Origin of the sequence: Pseudoalteromonas sp. SWYJZ98 (assembly GCF_015864495.1) — a bacterium.
GTDB lineage: Bacteria > Pseudomonadota > Gammaproteobacteria > Enterobacterales > Alteromonadaceae > Pseudoalteromonas > Pseudoalteromonas distincta.
On sequence record NZ_JADYXA010000003.1, the window covers coordinates 10,481 to 30,947 of the forward strand.

At 39.8% G+C, this 20,467-nt stretch carries 15 protein-coding genes; 2 read left to right on the top strand and 13 right to left on the bottom strand.

Annotation, left to right across the window (positions count from 1 at the left end):
• Nucleotides 1-7: 7 nt before the first annotated feature.
• Genes I6F10_RS03015 through I6F10_RS03025 form a run of 3 tightly spaced genes read right to left on the bottom strand, consistent with a single transcriptional unit; the run spans nt 8 to nt 5,744 of the window.
• Nucleotides 8-1,420: a TolC family protein gene (locus I6F10_RS03015; protein ID WP_165742506.1), complete on the bottom strand. Its 1,413-nt coding sequence runs from the start codon at nt 1,418-1,420 to the stop codon at nt 8-10.
• Nucleotides 1,413-4,565, bottom strand: coding sequence for an efflux RND transporter permease subunit (locus I6F10_RS03020; protein ID WP_165742507.1), 3,153 nt, complete (start codon nt 4,563-4,565; stop codon nt 1,413-1,415). The genes I6F10_RS03015 and I6F10_RS03020 overlap by 8 nt, the downstream gene beginning before the upstream one ends.
• Before the next feature lie 9 nt (nt 4,566-4,574).
• A complete protein-coding gene (locus I6F10_RS03025) occupies nt 4,575-5,744 on the bottom strand; it encodes an efflux RND transporter periplasmic adaptor subunit (RefSeq protein ID WP_165742508.1) in 1,170 nt (389 codons plus the stop codon).
• Nucleotides 5,745-5,863: 119 nt separating this feature from the next.
• Here I6F10_RS03025 and I6F10_RS03030 point away from each other — a divergent pair, with 119 nt between their 5' ends.
• A complete protein-coding gene (locus I6F10_RS03030; RefSeq protein WP_165742509.1) occupies nt 5,864-6,802 on the top strand; it encodes a LysR family transcriptional regulator in 939 nt (312 codons plus the stop codon).
• A gap of 10 nt (nt 6,803-6,812) precedes the next feature.
• Here the strand turns inward: I6F10_RS03030 and I6F10_RS03035 are convergent, their stop codons facing one another.
• The 7 genes from I6F10_RS03035 to I6F10_RS03065 form a co-directional block, all read right to left on the bottom strand.
• A complete protein-coding gene (locus I6F10_RS03035; protein ID WP_165742510.1) occupies nt 6,813-7,850 on the bottom strand; it encodes a GGDEF domain-containing protein in 1,038 nt (345 codons plus the stop codon).
• A 147-nt stretch (nt 7,851-7,997) separates the two neighbouring features.
• The gene (moaA, locus tag I6F10_RS03040; RefSeq protein ID WP_165742511.1) at nt 7,998-8,969 is read right to left on the bottom strand and encodes a GTP 3',8-cyclase MoaA; all 972 of its coding nucleotides are present in this window, start codon (nt 8,967-8,969) and stop codon (nt 7,998-8,000) included.
• Between the two features lie 186 nt (nt 8,970-9,155).
• The gene (locus I6F10_RS03045) at nt 9,156-11,447 is read right to left on the bottom strand and encodes a xanthine dehydrogenase family protein molybdopterin-binding subunit (protein WP_165742512.1); all 2,292 of its coding nucleotides are present in this window, start codon (nt 11,445-11,447) and stop codon (nt 9,156-9,158) included.
• A gap of 12 nt (nt 11,448-11,459) precedes the next feature.
• Nucleotides 11,460-11,948 (bottom strand): (2Fe-2S)-binding protein, encoded by a 489-nt coding sequence (locus tag I6F10_RS03050; RefSeq protein WP_007582016.1) that lies wholly within the window; start codon nt 11,946-11,948, stop codon nt 11,460-11,462.
• 198 nt (nt 11,949-12,146) lie between these two features.
• On the bottom strand, nt 12,147-12,740 hold the full coding sequence (locus tag I6F10_RS03055; protein ID WP_165742513.1) for a nucleotidyltransferase family protein: 594 nt from the start codon (nt 12,738-12,740) through the stop codon (nt 12,147-12,149).
• Complete coding sequence (locus I6F10_RS03060; RefSeq protein WP_165742514.1) at nt 12,734-13,762, bottom strand: XdhC family protein; 1,029 nt, start codon at nt 13,760-13,762, stop codon at nt 12,734-12,736. The genes I6F10_RS03055 and I6F10_RS03060 overlap by 7 nt, the downstream gene beginning before the upstream one ends.
• Nucleotides 13,763-13,846: 84 nt before the next feature.
• Entirely contained in the window at nt 13,847-14,710 is an 864-nt protein-coding gene (locus tag I6F10_RS03065; protein WP_165742515.1) for a DUF6279 family lipoprotein, read from the bottom strand.
• Between the two features lie 684 nt (nt 14,711-15,394).
• Between I6F10_RS03065 and I6F10_RS03070 the strand changes: the two genes are divergently transcribed.
• A complete protein-coding gene (locus tag I6F10_RS03070) occupies nt 15,395-16,120 on the top strand; it encodes a tetratricopeptide repeat protein (protein WP_165742516.1) in 726 nt (241 codons plus the stop codon).
• 137 nt (nt 16,121-16,257) lie between these two features.
• Here the strand turns inward: I6F10_RS03070 and I6F10_RS03075 are convergent, their stop codons facing one another.
• From I6F10_RS03075 to I6F10_RS03085, 3 genes are all read right to left on the bottom strand, one after another.
• The gene (locus tag I6F10_RS03075) at nt 16,258-17,652 is read right to left on the bottom strand and encodes a coniferyl aldehyde dehydrogenase (RefSeq protein ID WP_165742596.1); all 1,395 of its coding nucleotides are present in this window, start codon (nt 17,650-17,652) and stop codon (nt 16,258-16,260) included.
• A 214-nt stretch (nt 17,653-17,866) separates the two neighbouring features.
• Nucleotides 17,867-19,342 (bottom strand): SLC13 family permease, encoded by a 1,476-nt coding sequence (locus tag I6F10_RS03080; RefSeq protein WP_165742517.1) that lies wholly within the window; start codon nt 19,340-19,342, stop codon nt 17,867-17,869.
• Between the two features lie 9 nt (nt 19,343-19,351).
• On the bottom strand, nt 19,352-20,308 hold the full coding sequence (locus I6F10_RS03085; RefSeq protein ID WP_165742518.1) for a porin: 957 nt from the start codon (nt 20,306-20,308) through the stop codon (nt 19,352-19,354).
• Between the last annotated feature and the right edge of the window lie 159 nt (nt 20,309-20,467).

The window sequence follows — 20,467 nt, forward strand, 5'->3', positions numbered from 1 at the left end:
TATAACTCTACTTATTAGTGTCGTTTAACGCATAACTCCATTGGCCATTAAATGACTGGTAAGCATTTACTTTGGCAAGCAGTGAAGAAATTGTTGTTTCAACAGCATTTTCTTGTGCTATTAAAACATCCTGGCGCGCTTCTAACAACTCAAGGTAAGGAATTTGACCTTCTTCATACATGGCTTGGGCTTGTAAAAATGCTTTATTAGCAAAGTCATAGCGCTCATCGGCAAAGCGTTTTTGCTGTGCTTGATTGACCAACAATTGCAGTGAAAGTTCACTTTCACTTAGTGCAGTTAATACCACTTGTTGATAATCGCTGTATGCGGCTTCACTTAAAAACTGCTGCGCGTCGCGCTGTGCTAATAATGCTGGGTAGCTTAATAACGACCATTGTAACTGCGGCGCTACTTGCCACTGCTGATCGGTATTTTTTAAGCCTGTGCTGTCTATACTCACAACCCCTGCAAATGCAGATAAGCTAATATCGGGTAATAACGCTTTGCTCGCTGCAACACTTAAACTATTTGCTTGGCTAAAATCAAACAGCGCGCGGCTAATATCAGGGCGTAAGGCAATAGCGTTATTAGCATTTTTTAGTGCGACGCTAAAGTCACGTTCAAGCACGCTTTGCTCGTTTTCAATAGCAATATTTTGCGCTAGCTTACCGCTTAGTACTGCAAGCGCAGATAAGTCGCTATATTTTGCATACTCAATGGCAGGCATAAGTGCTTGTTGCTGCCTAAGCTGCGCCATAGTACGGTTTAAATCAAGCTCGTTAGCTACACCTTCATCAACACGGGCTTGCAAAACGTCAATACTTTGCTCAAGCGCTTCTATTTGAAGCGCTACAATGTGTTGTTTTTCAACATTACCCTGATAGCTCACAAAGCCTTTAACAACTGACGATACTACTTCTATTTGTAATAAGCGTACTTGCTCTGCTTGGCTCATGGCCGATGCATTTGCAGCATCAACCAACGCCGTTATGCGACCAAATAAATCTAGCTGCCAATCAAGTGCAACGTTTGCACTTGATTGGCGGTCAAACACGCTTGGTGCATCGCTTCGGGCTGCGCCAACATTTACGCCACCTTGCGGAAGGTACTGGGCTTTTTGCTCTCCTAATCGCGCTAATGCGCTTTTAAGTGTCAGCTGGCTGGTTTGCAAATTATAGTTATTTGCAAGCGCGCCAGTAACAAGCTCATTTAGTTGATCAGAATTAAGCTTTTTCCACCAGTTTGTTTCATCAGCAACGCTAACGTTACTAGCAATATTAGCTTTAGCAACAAATTCGTTAACCGCTTTTTGCTCGCTCATGGTGTCTATTTTACTCGCGCACCCTGCTAAAAACGCAGCGACTAATACCGCACTGACGGTTAGACTTGTTTTAAGCCTTTTTTGCATTAATTTAGTCATGAGTATTCTCCTGCGCTTTCTCTTTTTTATTAGTCACTAGCATATAAAATACCGGCGTAAACAATAGGCCAAACACGGTTACACCTATCATGCCTGAGAATACTGCGTTACCCATTGCGTGTCGCATTTCGGCGCCCGCACCGGTGGCAAGTACTAACGGTACAACACCTGCTGTAAATGCAATCGACGTCATTAATATTGGGCGCAAGCGCATACGACATGCCTCAAGTATTGCCTCTAAGTGCGATAAGCCTGAGTCGTGTCTATCTTTTGCAAACTCAACCATCAATATCGCATTTTTAGAAGCCAACGCGACCAGAACTATGAGCGCTATTTGGGTGAATATGTTGTTGTCAGAGCCAACAAACCACACACCTAACAAGGCTGAGAAAATAGTCATTGGTACAATTAATATAATTGCCAGTGGTAAACGTAAGCTCTCGTACTGCGCTGCAAGTACCATAAATACAAGTAATACAACTAACGGGAATACATAAACCATGGTGTTACCGGCAAGTACTTGTTGGTACGTTACTTCAGTCCACTCATATTCAATACCTGTTGGTAGTGTGTCTGCGAGTACTTTTTCAATAGCAACTTGTGCTTGATCAGAGCTATAACCTGGCGCTGGGCTACCATTTAGTTCTGCACTTGGGTAACCGTTGTAATGCATAACACGGTCAGGACCAATTGTTGGTGTTACTGTTAATACAGAGCCTAGAGGCACCATATTACCTGAGCGGTTACGTACTTTTAAATTAAGTATTTGATCAGGGTCTAAGCGGTAGTCAGCATCAGCCTGTGCATTTACTTGGTACGTACGGCCAAACATATTAAAGTCATTTACGTACACAGAGCCTAGATAAATTTGCAGGGCATTAAATACTTCATCAAGTGGAATACCTTGAATAAGCGCTTGCTCACGGTCAATATCAATATCCATTTGTGGAACTTGGATACGGAAACTTGAGTACAGGCCAATTAATGCAGGGTCTTGTTGCGCTTTACCAATAACGGCTTGCAGGCTATTAAATAATGCTTCAAACCCTTTATTAGCTCTGTCTTCTATTTGCAGTTTAAAACCACCGGTAGTGCCTAAACCTTGAATTGGCGGCGGTGGAAATACCGCTACAAATGCCTCATCAATGGCAGCAAAACGTTTATTCAACTGCGCCGCTATCGCCATCGCTGATTGGCTTGGATCGCTACGTTTGTCAAAGCTTTCAAGTGGTGTAAATACAATGCCGCTGTTAGGGCTGTTTGTAAAACCGTTCACTGATAAGCCAGGAAAAGCAACAGTATGTGCAACGCCTGGTACTTCTAGTGCAATTTGCTGCATTTGAGCAAGTACGTCTTCAGTACGATCAAGGCTTGATGCGTCAGGTAACTGCGCAATAGCCACTAAATACTGCTTGTCTTGCTGTGGAATAAAGCCACCTGGTACGGTATCAAATAACTTAATTGTGCCGCCAACAAGTGCAATATAAGCCACCATTACAACAACGGTCATACGAATTAGTTTTTGTACCAGTTTTTCGTACCCTTTAGCACCACGATTAAATACGCGGTTAAATGGTTTAAACAACCAACGACCAAACAATTTATTAAGTAAACGCGTGAACGCATCTGGTTTTGCATCGTGCGATTTTAATAACAATGCAGCAAGCGCAGGCGATAACGTTAATGAGTTAAACGCTGAGATAATCGTCGAAATTGTAATTGTAAGTGCAAATTGCTTATAAAATTGACCTGATAAACCGGTAATAAACGCAGTAGGAATAAATACAGCACTTAGTACTAGCGCAATGGCAATAATAGGGCCTGTTACTTCGCTCATTGCAACGCGGGTTGCTTCAAGTGGCGATAAGCCTTTTTCAATATTACGCTCTACGTTTTCAACAACTACAATCGCATCATCTACAACAATACCTATGGCCAATACTAAACCAAACAACGACAAGGTATTAATTGAGACACCTAACCACTGCATTACGGCAAATGTACCAATAAGTGAAATAGGCACAGCAATTAGCGGAATAATAGATGCACGCCACGTTTGTAAAAATACAATAACAACAATAACTACCAGTACAATTGCTTCAAGCAAAGTGGCAATTACCGCGTCAATTGAGCCGCGAACAAATACCGTAGGGTCGTACACAATGTCGTATTCAACACCAGTAGGGAAATCTTTTGATAAGCGCGCCATTGTTTCGCGTACTTGATCGGAAAGCTCAATAGCGTTTGAACCTGGGCGTTGGAATATTGGTATTGCAAGTGCTGGTTGGTTGTCAAGCTCTGCACGCAGTGCGTAAGTGTCTTGACCTAAATCAACACGGGCTATATCAGATAAACGCGTTAACTGACCTTCATCGCCTACTTTAATAATAACTTGTTCAAATTCTTCAATACTGTTTAAACGACCTTTAACATTTAACAGTATTTGAAATTGACTGTCGTTTGAAATAGGTTGCGCGCCTAAGCTACCTGCAGCAACTTGCTGGTTTTGCGATCGAAGCGCTGTTACTACATCTGTTGCTGTTAATTCGCGTGCAGCAAGTGCATCTGGGTTTAGCCATACTCGCATTGAGTATTTACCGCCACCGAATAAGCGAATATCACCTACGCCTGGCAAGCGCGCAATTTCATCTTTAATGTTTAAATCAGCATAATTAGATAAGTAAGCTGTGTCGTGCGTTTTTTCAGGTGAGTATAAATGCACTAACATGGTTAAATCGGGTGATGATTTTTCAGCCACAACACCTAAACGTTGTACCTCTTCTGGCAAACGCGGAAGTGCACTGTTTACACGGTTTTGTACTTGTACTTGAGCACGGTCTAAATCGGTACCTAACGCAAATGTTACCGTTAGTGTCATACGGCCATCACTGGTACCTTGCGAAAACATATACAACATGTTTTCAGTACCGTTAATTTCTTGCTCCAGCGGTGTTGCCACTGTTTGCGCAATAACGGTAGGGTTAGCACCTGGGTAGTTGGCGGTAACAACAACTGTTGGAGGAACTACTTCTGGGTATTCACTTACTGGTAATTGGAATAGTGATATGCCACCAGCAATTAAAATAACCAACGAAAGCATAGCCGCAAATATTGGGCGCTGTATAAAGAAATGCGAAAATTTCATCAATAAACCTTATTGCTTAGCCACAAGTTGTGCGTTGTCGTTTGACAATGTAAATGCCACACCGCTTGTATCAATTGTTACTGTTTGCGGAGAGATTGGCATACCAGGACCTACGCGAGCAGGACCATTTACAGCAATTACATCACCTTCGTTAAGGCCTGAAGTAACCGCACGTAATGCACCGTAACGCTCACCAATAGTAATTAGTTTGTATTCAAGTACGTTGTTTTCGCCAACGGTTAATACAAAACGATTTTTTAAGTCGGTACCAATTGCACGTTCTGGAATAATAATAGCGTCGCTAATAGAATTGGCTGCAAGCTTGATACGTGCAAACGAGCCTGCGCGTAATTGGTTGTTGTCTTCATTAAATACGGCACGTACACGTAATGTGCCCGTTGATGAATTAATTTGGTTATCAATAAAGTTAATGTAGCCTTTGTATGCAAAATCACTTTGACCGACTTTTTGCATTACAACAGTTTGATGGCTCGCAGCAGTAACATCATTAAAAGAGCTATTCCATGTGCGCTCATCAACATCAAAATAAGCGTACATAGCTTGGTTCGAAACAATCGATGTTAATACGCTTTGACCCGCAAGTACGTTATTACCTTTAGTAATATTTGCACGAGAAATAATGCCATCAATTGGTGATACTACTGACGTAAACTCTAAATCAAGTTCTGCTGAGGTAAGTTGTGCTTGCAGTGCAGAAAGCTGTGCTTCGCGTTGGCGCAGTGTTGAAGTACGCGCTTGTGCTTGCTCAGTTGAGATTGCCTTACGGTCTAATAAGCGTACCGCACGTTTGTCTTCACTTTTAGCTTGTTCAAGTGCGGCTTCTGCACTTTTAATTTGCGCTTTTAAGCTTGCAACAACCGCTGCAAATGGGCGAGCATCTAATTGAAATAAAACATCGCCTTCTTTAACCACGTCGCCTTCTTTAAATTCAATGCTATCGATGATTCCTGATACACGCGGCATTAAAGCAACTTCTTGTGGAGACTCTAAACGAGTTGTATATGTGTGCCAGCTCTGTACCGGCTTAACAAGCACCTGTGCTACATCAATTGGTTGAAGTTGCTGTGCAGGTGTTGATTGAGCTGTGCTCTCATCAGCACAACCCGCAAGTGTTAAAGATGCCGCAGTAAGTGCAGCAGCAATTAGATGTTTGTTCATGAAGACGCTCCATTGTTGATTAGCCTCGCATAATACGGATTAAACCCGTGTGTAAAAACCATAGATTTTTAAATTCATTAATGCCAAAATGGCATCAATAGATTAGTTAAGGTGTAATAATGGATACAACAAGTCGACTTTTAATGTTACTTGAAGTAGTTGAGCAAGGCTCTTTTGCTAAAGCTGCAGAAATACGCAACATAGATCGCTCTGTTATATCTAAACAAATTAGCCGTTTAGAGGATGAGTTAGGCGTTAGGTTACTTAACCGTACTACCCGTTCATTTTCGCTCACTGCGGCAGGCGCCGAAATGATCAAAAAAGCCGCAGAGCTTAGAGAGCTGCTCGGCGAAACCGTGCGCATGGCTGAAAACTACCATTTAGAGCCGCGCGGCGTTTTAAAAATCACTTCATCAACTCTTATTGGTCGCCGTTATTTACAACCTGTGCTTAATGATTTTCAAAAACGCTTTCCGCAAGTAGAAGTCGAACTGCGTTTAGACGATAGATTTGTAGATATAGTCTCTGAAGGATTTGATTTGGCTTTTCGTGTAGGAGAGCCTAAAGACTCGTCACTTATTGCACGTAAAATAGCGCGTAATCGATTATTAATTTTAGCTGCGCCACAGTTTATTGAAACTTATGGTATGCCAAAAACAATGGAAGAGTTAGCGAAATTACCAGCAGCAAGCTATGCCAGTAATTCTATTCGAGTAGAAGCAATAGATTATTACGATAGTAAAGGTGAGCGCTGCGAGCAAAAAATAAAAAGTGTGTTTCGTGCTAATGATGCCGAGTCATTGTTAATGAAAACATTATCGGGTACAACTTACTTTGTCGCCCCTGCATTTATTATTGGTGATGAAGTAATACAAGGTAAGTTAGTGCCTTTATTGACCGATGTAAAACTGATGGAATTGAGCGCAATGTATGCCGTATATCCGCATCGAGATTTACCAGTAAGAACCCGATTATTTTTTGACGCTGTACGCGAGCATTTAGGAAAAGATAAACCGATTTGGGAAAACGGGATCCCTAACTTTGAACAAATGTACTAAGTAGCACGACTTACGCAACGACTGCCTGGTAATCATTTTCTTTTTTAAACTTACAATACACTTTATTGCGACCAAATTGCTTTGCTTTGTATAACTGTTTATCAGCTTGGTTTACAAAGCTTTCCAATGAATTGGTACTTTTAAATTTTGCGACACCAATACTGGTTGTAACATTGATTGCAAGGCCGTCAATGTCAAATGTGGTACTTTCAAAACGTGCCCTTATTTGTTCAGCGGTATTAAGTGCAGCCTCTTCATTTTCAAAAGAGCTAAATAAAGCAAACTCCTCACCGCCGACTCTAAATAAATACCCTCTAGCGAGTATAACTCTTAGTAAAGTCGCTACTTCAATAAGCACTTGGTCACCCACACCATGGCCATATTCATCATTTACTTGTTTAAAAAAATCTAAATCAAGTAAGAATAAATATAACTGTGATTTATCTTGTAGTTCTACTTCAAAGTAGTGGTTCATTGAAAGGCGATTGCCTGCACCCGTTAGTGGGTCAAGTAACGCTAAATTTTTAAGTCGCCTTGAAAAGTGTGAACGACTCCCTTCAAAAACGTGAGAAATTGCCCAAATACTTAAATAAGCACAGAGTAGATTAAGGGATAAGTTAAAAGTCTCAAAAGGGGCAAGAGTAGACTGACTACCTAAAATAAACACTTGGATCACTAATAAATTTGCAGAGAAAATTACACCATATTGTTTACCCAATAGTAGGTAGTACAAAATAGGTAATGCAAACGACCATACATACACACCGTTACGAGGCGACGCCAAAGATGTACCCAAAATAACGATGAATGTGATAAGTGCGCACATTACAACGGATTGCCAAAACTGTAATGGTCGGCGTATAAGTGTAATGTAAGTAAATATACAATAAATAGAAAAACAGATTTCGATATAGCCAAGCAATGGAAAGTTATTTACAGTTAAATTAAATCCCGCAAATCCAACCGATAAAACACCAAAGCAAAGGCACATCCCTCTTAGAACGTCCTTTCTTAATGATTTAGTGCTATTAAGGGCTGCGATATCCATTCTAATCACTTAATAAAAATAAAAAGTAAGTTTAACGTGAAAATACAATTTAACAAGCTTTGTTGCTCTAAAACCATGTAAACACACCCTTTTATTGGTGATTTAGGAACACGTTTGATGTTTTTGTTTACAAGTTAGCTCTAAAAATTAACCACCTAACATAGATAAATTAGTGGTGATGCCCGTATTACCTTGATGCAAAAGATGAGTTGGCTTCTTAGTTTTAATATAACGAGATAACAAGGCCATTAATTCACTATGCGAACTATCGTTCATATATTCTCTTAGCGAAATACCCTCTTCAGAAAACAAACACAAGTGCAGATTTCCTTTTGCTGTAACCCTTAATCGGTTACAGGTACTACAAAAGTCGTTACTGTAAGGCATTATTAAACCAATTCTGCCTTGATAATCGGGGTGGGCAAACTCTTGAGCAGGACCTGCTGATGCACTACGCGCAACTTGCTGCCAGCCCGTTTGTAGTAGCTGAGTTTTTAAAACTTGCCCAGAAACATGGTTAGCATCAAAAAAGGCTTTGTTGTCGTTTGTTTGCATCAATTCTATAAAGCGGATGGTGACGGGGCGGTGTTTAACCCAATTTAAAAATGTATCAAACTCTTTTGCGTTGTATTGCTTCATCAGCACGCTGTTTATTTTTACCGAATCAATACCCGTTTCAAGCGCAGTATCAATACCTTTCATTACTGAGGTAAATTTGTCATGCCCAGTGATGGTGTTAAACATGCGTGAATCTAAACTATCAATGCTTACATTAATGGCGTTTAAGCCTGCATCTACCCAGTCATGAATATTCTTATGAAGAGAAAAACCATTGGTGGTCATTGCAATTTTTTTTATGCCCGCAACATCTTTTGCCGCGCGAACAACATCTATAAAGTCTTTTCTAAGGGTTGGCTCTCCGCCAGTGATCCTTACTTTTTCAATACCATGGTGTGCAAACGCTTTAAGCGTATTGCTAATTTCATCAATTGTGAGGAAGCCACGGTCATGACCGCCCTGATAACCATCTGGTAAACAATAAACACACTTAAAATTACATACATCCGTAATAGACAAACGTAGGTAACTAAACTCTCGCCCTGTTGGGTCGATTAGCATAAATAAACCTTAACTAATATCAACACGTAATAACAACCTAATACCAATTTGCAATAATGCTTAATCGTTTAATTAAGCAAACTGGTATAAACAACGCTACCTATTGATACATAAATAATAATTACATAAATATATTTAATAACTTAAAGGGGCAGCATAAAACATACCCCTTTAATTATTTTTGTTTTACGCTTCTAAGCCTTTTTTAAGTTCGCTTGGCTTCATTGGTAGGTCACGTAAACGCACGCCTACAGCATTAAACACAGCATTACCAATAGCAGGAGCGACCCCTATAACACCAGGTTCGCCTAAACCAACTGGAAACTCATCGCTTTGTAAAAATTCAATGTCAATATCTGGCGCATCTTGCATTCTTAGCGGTAAATAAGTATTAAAGTTAGTCGCTGATACCTGTCCATCTTTATACGTATTTGATTCATGCAATGCAAGGCTGCTGCCCCATAGTAACGACCCTTCAATTTGCGCCAGTGCGCCATCAGGGTGAACTATTAAGCCCGCATCTACAACAACATAGAGCTTTTTAAGCGTTATTTTACCACTATCACGGTTAACGTGAACATGCGCTGCGGTTGCAAGCCATGCTGGCATGGTACGTTCTTGCCCTGAGCTTACAGAAAAACCAATGCCCTCATCTTTAGCTAATTTAACAGAAGCTACTTTATCAGACACCGTTTTAAGCACATTACGTAAGCGCAGTGCTCCACCAACGCTCTCAGGTGCTTTACCCGCTTGCTTGCCTTTACCGTCTAACATTTCAATTCTAAATTGAACTGGATCTTTGCCTTGCTTATGGGCAATTTCATCAATAAACGACTCAAGGCTCCATGCAATCCAGCCAGGCCCTACTGAACGTAACCAACCAGGAGTAAAGGTGCTTTGTGCAACTTCGTTATTAATAGCACGTGCACGATGACTGCTCATGCTATACCAATGATCAGCGCCCGATGCCGAAAATGCATCAAATTTACCTTTGCCATCAACACCCGGTGATAAAAACCCTGGTGCCATAGCTTTAGTAGGCCAACCAGCGGCAAATGCATGTTCCATTCCTGTGAAGGTACCATTTTTATCAAACGACGCCGTCATTTTTGCAGCAGATGCAGAGCGAGACTGATCGAATAAACTATCATCTGCTCGTGTAAATACCAGTTTTACTGGTTTACCTACTGCTTTTGCAGTTAGAGCCGCAGGTACAGTCCAATCACCAAATAATCGACGACCAAAACCACCACCTAAATAGTAAGGACGGATAATTACTTTGTTTTGTTCTATATCGAGTGCTTTAGCAAGCGCTGGTAACGTAAGTGACTGCCACTGGTTACCAGTATGAATAATCCAATTTCCGTCTTTAAACTCTGCAACCGCATTTAATGGCTCTAGCTGATAATGACTCGCTGTCGCTGTGGTATACATTGATTCTAACGACTCACTAGCGTCTGCTTGGGTTTTCTTTATATCGCCTTCATCAACAAACAAAGTGCCCGAGTCGCGTTGCTCGCATAATCGCTTACCTTCTTTTTGAATATCAGCTTCAGATATATTTGCCGACTCACCCTTTTTGTAACTCACCTTTAAAGCATCTACTGCTTTAATGGCACTTGGGTAACTATCAGCTAATACAACAACCCAGCCTTGCACTGTGTTACTAGGGTCATTTAAAATTTCATAGCCTTTGTAACCTTTAATTGCTTTTGCTGCACTATCGTCAACGTTTGTTACTGTGCTGCCATAGCGAGTTGGTGGAATAACTGGACGCGCGTACAGCATGCCTTCAACTTCTACATCTATCCCATATACTGCTGTACCATTTGTTTTGGCTGGTATATCAAGCGCTTTAAAGTCTTGTTTAAGCCCAGTTAAATGACGTTTATTAGCAGGTTTTAGTGGAAGGTTTGCAACTTCATCACTGGTAAATGTACGATTAAACTCGCCTTTTTTAACTATGTCAGCATAACTAACCGATTTTTCGCCTGCAATAATGTAGCCCTTTTCAGCACGACATTTATCTGCAGGCACGCCGAGCATTTTCGCTCCTGCTTCTATTAATGCAATTCGACCCGCAGCGCCGGCTTGAGATAATGGCTTAAAGCTTTGAAATACAGACCATGAACCACCCGTTACCATAAAGCCCCATTTTTCATGAGTATCTACGTAGGTAATTGATACTTTATCCCAATCACATTCAAGTTCATCAGCCACAATACGCGCAAGAGCAGTACCGATATGTTGACCCATTTCAACTTTAGCAATACTCACTTCTACGGCGCCGTCGGTGCTCATAGTCCACCAAATAGTGGGTGAAAAAGCCTGTTGCGCAATTGATTCTTTTGCACTGAGCGAACCCGAAAATAACGCAGGGGCAAACGCCATGACTAAGCCTGCGCTAGCAGTGCCAATCATAAACGAGCGACGATTTAAATTAACGGTTTCGCTATTTTTTTGAAATAATTTTTTCATTATCGGCTCCAGTTAAGCGTCTTGTGCATTTGGATCAAATATATTTACTACACTTTGTGACTCATCTGCAGCGCGTTGAATAGCAGTTTTAATACGTTTATAAGCCATACAGCGACAATAGTTACCATTCATATGGCTTACTATTTCTTCATCTGAAGGACTTGGATTAGCTGCCAGTAATGTAGCAGCTTGCATTATTTGCCCCGACTGACAGTAACCGCACTGTGGTACTTGCTCTTCAACCCATGCTTTTTGAAGTGGATGTTCGTTATTAAGCCCTTCAATTGTGGTAATGTTTTTTCCTGCAATTGCGCCAATTGGTAAAACACATGAGCGAGTTGCTTGCCCATCTAAATGCACCGTACACGCACCACACATTGCAATACCGCAACCAAACTTCGTACCTTTTAATCCAATTTCATCGCGAATAACCCATAACAATGGTGTATCTTCACTTGCGTGTGATTCAACCACCTTGCCATTAATTGTAAACGTCACCATAGCTTGCCCCTTGATTAAGCTTTATAACCTGCGTTTAAATTGTTTAATTTAAACTAAGGTTATAACAGTTAAGATTGTTGTAACTACTAATCCATAACACATATAGTTACCGCATCAGCTACATTAACACTAAATACCATAACCACTACACTAAAGCGTTAGCGCAGCTAAAACTTATTTTGCCCTACTACTACTTTATCACTCATTTTTAGCTATAAAATTACTTAGCTGCTTTTGAGTATCTATGTCTACACTCGCACTACTTAAACTAATTGTATTGACGACCTCACTGCTGGAGCGCAGTAATTGCTGCGCACCTCTATCTGAAGTTAAGCTTGCAAGCTGAGATAAATCAACCGCTGGGAATAAAGCGGGTACACCTAAACGCTCGCCATAGTTTGCGCACCAGCGCGATGGGTTACGTTTAAAACCAGTAACTAGCTCACTTAAGTGCGCTACTTTTAGCTCAACCTGATCCGCAAGCATAAATAAAATCCCATCAAAGGACTTATTTTTAAACAAAGTTTGAGAAGCTGTCGCTATTGAATGACCCAAACCTTGGCTCCATTGCTTGTTCTCAATCAGCTCTATGTTTTTATAGCCTGCCAGTACTTGCGCTACTTCTTTATGCCATGCCCCGGTAACTACATACACGGGCGTGTCATCAAGTGCTTGCAGTGTATTTACAGCATGCTCAATCATTGTTTTGCCAAAGCCAATATCAGCTGTTAATTTACAGCCGTTAAAGCGAGATGATTGCCCTGCGGCTAAAACAACTTTTGCAATTAGCACGGCTCCTGCCCCCAATGACTTAGTGATTGGGCATCTTTATCACACAGCACTGCATGTATTTCGCTGATCAGCGATAGTGCAATACTCTCTGGCGAGTCGCCGCCTAAATTTAAACCGACGGGCCCAAAAACAGGAGACTTAATTTGTGAAACACGCGTATTTGCGTGCTCTAAAACTTGTTCACGTCTGTGCTTCGGACCCAATAATCCTATATATTTAAACGGAACATCTTTAAATTGAGCCAACGTACTGGCGTCAAGTTCAACGCTGTGAGCCATTAGAATAGCCGCATCAACTTTATGGGTTATGCAATATTCTTTTAACTCATTCGGTGTGATGCGCAAAATAGCATCTGCATTTTTAAAATATTGTCTTTTTGCATTAGCCGCGCGTGTATCCCATACCGTTACACTCCAACCAAGTTGTTTGGCAAATGTATAAACCGGAACTGCATCTGCGCCACCACCTACTATTAATAGATGGGGCGGTGGATAAATAGAGGTTTGCAAGCACGTAGCGCCTTGTAATTCTACCAACTGCGCTTTGCGGTTCATTGATAAACCATGCAACTCATCATTTTGCGTAAATACACCACTACCGGCTGGTAAAATGGGGCTTACTTGTTGAAGATATCGCCCTGGTTTATTCTCATTAAGTGCTTTAGATACAAGCTCTAACTGTAAATAGTCATTAGCCTTATGAATAGGCTGCAGTAAAATATGTACTATGCCTCCACAACCAATGCCAAGTTGAAATGTTAAATCGTCTTCATCGGTGGCATCATAACTAATGGTTTTACTGCTTAAAGTACTCATTACTTGTTTAGCATGGCGCTGTATGTCAGCTTCTAAACAGCCACCCGAAAGCATCCCTAAGCGCTCGCCTAGGCTCGAAATAAGCATCATAGCACCTAGCTTTCTGTAGCTAGAGCCTTCAATTTTGTACAAAGCAGCTAAAACCCATTCTTGGTTGTCCCTGTTGGGATACCAAGTGTTTAAGATACTTTTCAAATCTGTAACCATATATTGCCCTTTAAAAAGCATTTTTGCGTTTAAAAACAAATCAGCCTAAACAGCTAATTTAAAACTTAATAATTCACGCACAATTTAGTTTTCTATTATATCGTTTAAAGTCTCAATTAACTCATCAAATTGATCATTAACGCTTTGGCGTTGTTTATCATTTAAGGTTGAGTTTAATTCGTAGAGTAAATTTATATATAAATCTAAGTTTGCTTCATTGGTTTTCAATAGTGCGTCGCTCATATATAGTTCGCGCTCTTTAATAACTGTACTCAACTGATTTATAAATTCTTTTTTTGTTATTTCAACATTTTCAAATACCTGTTTGGCTGCATTCAAACGGGTTTGTTTGTATTCCAACCACAACATTCCAGAGTCTTGATGTTGCTCATTAGTTGATTTAATCAGCGCTTTTTGTTGTTTATTAAGCTTGCCTATCCACTGCTCGTAGTATTCAAATTGCTCTTCCAAACGCTCACTTTTTCGCTCAAGTGGGGTTTGTTCGTTAAACTCTTCGCGTTCGTCGTTAATTTTTATTTGGATATTGTCTAAAAGCTCACCTCTTTGCTCACTTGATAAGGTTGCCCCAAGTTCAGCTAAAGGCAGCTTTGCGTATCCAAGTAGGTTCTGCCAATGTTGTTTTGCAAGCACAACCTGTGTTTTTAATTGTTTAGCCTCCAATGTTTGGTTAAACAATACTTTTATATTTTGTATGTCTTGTCTGTAGGCGGGTAACTGCGTACTTCTATGCCACGCTTGGGTCGAGTTAATAATCTGTTTAAGCTGCTTATTTTGTGTTTTATTTAAATCAATATAATCATCTACCCAAAATGACGAAAGCCAGCTCAAGTTGTTATAAGTGAATGAGGCTGAACAGCTACACAAAAATACCATGCTGATAGCAAAGCATGCATTTATCACTTTTTTAGCTTTAAGATTATTAAGCATCACTTTCCTTATTTTAATTTTATAATTATGAAAACCTTATTTGATAATAATTATCATTTAAGCATTGACTTGCGAGTTAATCTAACTAATAATCATTATCATAAACAAAGTGTACCGACCTCAGTGCCTATGGAAGGATATTCAGCAAGGATGCTGACACATTAAAAGAAGAGCGTGCCGCTTCGTGTTATTACTTACTCGACCCAAGTAATAACATCAAATATCACATTTACTTGCTACATTGCTCATATTAGTGACGGTTAATATGACTCAAAAAAGCCCTAACGGGCTTTTTTTATTTCTTTAAATTTTCTATAAAATCTGTATCTTACACTTCTTAAACTCATTTACTTACCTTAAAAGTCCACCGCGCTATTATTTACATTTTATACGCACGATCTGATAAGGTATCGCCTTGCGTTTGCGCTAAAGCTGGCGTAAAACATAACAGTAGACACCCTTTTTTGCATCTATTTATAGTAACCGATTTAGTCTCTACTTAAATGCATTGAGTATTAAACGTTTAAAATGCGTAAATAGTGCAAAAATTTAATAATTTAGCATTTAACTAAAGTCTGTTTACCTTTCGGGATTAAAACTTGTTCTATTTAGGCGCTATTTAATCGCGGCAAGATATACTGGCCCTAAAACCTATCGAAACTATTACTAATTGGAGACATTAATATGTCACAGTTTAATTTAAAAGCACTCATTCTTGCTGGCGTTTTACTTGCCAGCCCTTTCGCTCATGCAACATTAGAAGATGGCATAAGAGCAGCTAACGAAGGTGAATTTGCAGTCGCCCTAAAAGAATTCCAATACCTAACAGATAAAGGTTTTGCGCCAGGAATTTACGAACTAGCTAAATTATACGAAGGTGGATACGGTGTAACACGCGATTACCGCAAAGCAGCTGCACTTTATCAACAAGGCGTTAAAAAGAACCATGCTGATTCGATGTTTGCTCTAGCTGTTTTATACGATGAAGGTAAAGGCGTTAAACTTGATCATCAAATGGCAGTTACCTTATTTGAAAAAGCAGCTAAGAAGAATTTACCTGCAGCTCAATTTAATTTGGGCGTAATGTACGCTAATGGCGTGGGTGTTACACGAGACTATGAAGCGGCACGTAACTGGTACGAAAAAGCAGCTGCAAACAATTACTCTTTAGCGCAATTTAATTTAGCCCTCATGTATTTTGAAGGACTAGGTATGCCGAAAGATTTAGAAAAGTCATATATTTGGAATACTATCGCTGAGTACAACGGTAATATGCAAGCGAGTCATAGCCGTAAACTTGATGAGCGTAAAATGCTGCCTAAAGAAATTGAAGAAGCTAAAGAAAAAGCCGATGCCATTTATGCAAAAATACAAGTGGGTACCTATGCTGGCGAAGGTCGCTTATTTTAAAGTCTTATTTTAGAAGTTTAAGACCGTAGCTTTAAACTAATCTAAAAAAGGCTGAATTACATAATGTAATTCAGCCTTTTTAATATATCTTGATTAGCAAGTTAACACTTATTCAACTTTACCAAATCAGCACCCTATTATTTTATGTAAAGCCACTTTAGAAGCTTAATAATAAGTTTGCTTTGTTTTAGTAGCATAACAATGCGAGGATTAAACGAGCCCGATACTAACGTATTTTTAGCATGGCTAAACGTTAAAAACCCTTCTATACCATGATAATGCCCCATTCCTGAATGCCCTACACCACCAAAGGGAGCATCATCAGCAGTTACTTGCACTAAGGTGTCGTTTATTGCCACAGTGCCACTGATTGTTTGCTTCATAATGTATTCTTGAGCGTGCTTATCTTGGCCTAAAATATAAAGCGCTAATGGGTGATGATGAGCTTTAATATAGTCAATTGCGCTGTCGAGCTTTTCATAACTCATTATTGGTAGTATTGGACCAAATAACTCATCTTGCATAAGCTGCATTTCGTCAGTTACTTGAGTTACTAAATGCAGCCCCATACGGTGCTTTTCTTCGTCTTGCTGGTTTTGCTCAAGTGGCTTAATAATGTTTGCACCCAGTTCTTGGGCTTGCTCTAAGTAGGTTGCCAAACGTTTATAATGCGCATCGCTAATGATAGAAGTTAAGTTTTTACCTTCAACACCGTCTTTAAAATGCTTTTTATACAACTCGCATAATTGCTGAATAAGCTGATGCTCAAGCTCTTTGGGTACAAATACGTAGTCGGGTGCAACGCATATTTGCCCTGCGTTGGCCATTTTGCCAAACAGTAAGGCTTGTGCCGCTTTTTTAATATCGGCATTTTGCGTAATAATAACTGGCGATTTACCACCGAGTTCAAGCGTTACCGGCGTTAAGTTACGACTCGCTGACGCCATTACTAATTTACCTATGTTCGTAGAACCCGTAAATAATAAATGAGCAAATGGCAGTGATGAAAACTGTGCTGCAACATCACTCGCCCCTAGTATTATTTTACAATGAGCTTGCAGATCATCTTTAAAGATTTTTTCGATAACGGCGTTTGTATGAGGTGTGAATTCGCTTAATTTAAGCATCACTCTATTACCGGCAGCTATGGCGGTAAGCACAGGTACTAACGCTAACTGAATCGGGTAATTCCACGGTGCAATAATACCAACCACACCTTTGGGCTGATAATTAACACTTACTTTTGAAGGCCATAAGCTTAAACCCACAGAGCGATCACTTGGCTTTGCCCATTTTGGCAATTTTTTAATAATGTGCGCGAGTGTTTGCACTGTAGGTAATATATCGCCTAGTAATGTATCGAAAGCGGTTCTGTAACCAAAGTCTTTTGAAGCAGCATCTACTAGCTCTTGCTCAAGTTCAACAATACGTACACGGAGTTTTTTCAATAAAACGAGACGTTTATCAATTGGCAAGTAAGGCGTTTCGAGAAAGATTTTTTGTAATTCATCAAACTGGGGAATTAAAGGCATTGCCTGTGATGTCTCAGTGCTCAAAATAGGTTACTCAATTTTTAAAGTTATTAACGACTATAACCTTGTTCTGTTTTTCGAGCAATAACACTAATTATCTAAAAAAGAGCTTCTTAAGCAATATAAATAAGCATAAAGAGTAGCTTTGTTTAAAACTGTAAATATAAACAAAGCTACTCTGGCATAGATTGGTTTGAACTAATTTAGTTCAGCTTTAAAAGCCAAATACTTGGGCTGCAATCGTCATTGTAACCAGCGTAATTAATACAATAGCCACAATGTTTAGCACAAAACCCGCTCTTATCATGTCGCGCATTTGAATTTGCCCAGAGCCAAACACAATAGCATTTGGTGGTGTCGCTACCGGCATCATAAACGCACAACTACACGCTATAGCTGCAGGAATAACCCAAACCAATGGTGAACCTGTTATAGACTCTGCAACGGGCCCTAACAAAGGAAGAAAGCCAGCAGCAGTCGCTGTATTGCTTGTGATCTCAGTTAAAAACGTAATTAATGCCACAACAACAAGTACACTCATAACAAGTGGAATAGTGCTAGCGCCTTCAATTAGGTGAGCAATAAATTCAGCAAGCCCTGATGACTTAATTTGAGATGCAAGTGTAAGCCCGCCACCAAATAATAATAAAACGCCCCACGGCACTTTAGCTGCGCTTTCCCAATCAAGGATACGCTCATCTTTGCCTTTATTCGCTGGCATTACAAACAACAGCAATGCCGCTGCAATTGCAATAGTAGTATCTGAAATATTAAGACCTGTTATGTCACCTAATAGAGGTCTAAATATCCAACACAGTGCTGCTAAAACAAACACAAATAACACGCCTTTTTCGGCGCGCTGCATTATACCTAGGCTTTTTAACTGCGTTGAAAACACCGCTTTTGTATCAATTTTTTGATCGTTTTTAATATTAGCATCTACTTTATACGCAAATTTAGTAAGCCAAACCCAGCTAATAATTAGCATGCCTAAAGACAGTGGTACGCCTACAATCATCCATTGCGCAAAGCCAATTTCTATTTGGTAACTATCTGACAAGTAAGCAGCCATTAAAGCATTAGGCGGAGTACCGATTAAGGTAGCAATACCACCAATACTTGCACCATAAGCAATTGATAACAGTAAAGCCTTACCAAAACCTTCATTACTCGGGTCTGATTGCTTTACTAAATTGGTAATCGAAAGCGCAATAGGCAGCATCATTACAGCTGTTGCGGTATTAGACATCCACATCGACAAAAATGCGGTTACCAGCATCATGGCTAAAATTTGCAAGCTTGGCTTTTTACCCGCATATAACATGGTGCTTAGCGCAATACGTTTATGTAAGCCCCAACGCTCCATAGCAATAGAAATTAAAAAACCACCTAAAAATAAAAATATTAGCGGGTGCGCATACGGGGCAGCCACGCTTTTAATTGCTGCTATATCAGCAAGTGGTGATATTACCAGAGGGAGCAAAGCAGTTGCTGGAATTGGTACTACTTCGCTCACCCACCACGATGCCATCCAAAATGCTAAACCTGCGGTTTTAAATGCCGCTACAGACATACCCATTGGTGGATCGAGTAAACATGTCATTAGCATTACTACAGGGCCTAGTATCAAAAAAAGCCATTGGAAATGTCTTTTCTTATCTGGTTTTTGCGTGAGTATATTATCTGTCATGGCAGGCCTCTAAAATTTGTATTTAAGACCAAGCGCAACACTGCTGTCGTCTTGTTCTTCTAAATTAAGGTCGGTGTATAAAAGGTAAGCAGTTGTTTGCTTATCAAATACATAGTCAAGGCCCGTAGTCCATTGTGTTGCCTCAGAAGTTTGACGAAGTAAAGAGTCATCTTTAGCAAACTGTAATTTAGGTACCCATTTATCAAGCGTATAGCTTGCACTTAACACATAACCGCTACCTGATTTTATACCATCTGTTGATTCTGAATGCTGATACAGTGCACCAAGCTGTAATTGTTCAAATTTATAGGCTGCTGCTATTCGGCTCGCATTAATATTATTAAGAGAATCAACATGGCTTAATGATAAGTAATATGAGGTTTTTTTTAAGCTACGATCACCATAAATAAAAGTTGCTGCAAATCCAGCTTCGTTATCTTTGTTGTCGTCTTTTGGAGCATAAGTAAACGAAAATTGCGTATTATGCCAATAATTAGAAGTGTATGTTAGCGTATCACCAAGTCTATCTTGTCCTGCAATAACTTGGGCTATGTCACCTTGGGTTTCATTAAAGTTATCAACTTTGCCTTCAGAGTATTTAAAGCGAGTATCATTTCTTCCCACTACAAGCTCGCCAAATTGACCTTTTAAACCAAGATAAGTATTCCTTGCACTAAATGGCTCTTCGGTGTCATCTTGCTCAAAGCCTTTTACTTGCACTTCGTATTTAAAAACAACGTTTAAATATTCATTTAATTTGTGTTGCCCTTGAATGCCTATACGCGAAAATGGCGCTTCAATCTGCGTGCCTTCTTCTGCGTAACGCATAATACCCGTATCTGTATTAGCAATTTGAACTTCGGCTTTACCATAAACATCATATTCAGTAGCGCAAGCCGTGTACGAGTAAAAAGCAAAGCTACTTATTGAAGTGAGTAAAATAGTAGAGTGTGTAAACTTTATCATTATGTGTCCTAATTATTAGAATCTACTTGTTGTCAGACCTAATAAGGCAACTTTACTGCCAATGGTAAAATACTCTTATATTTCAGGCGCTTAATGGATACTGCATATAAAAAAAGAGAATAAATGTGCGGTTTCCCACACACCATAAAAACGAAGTTG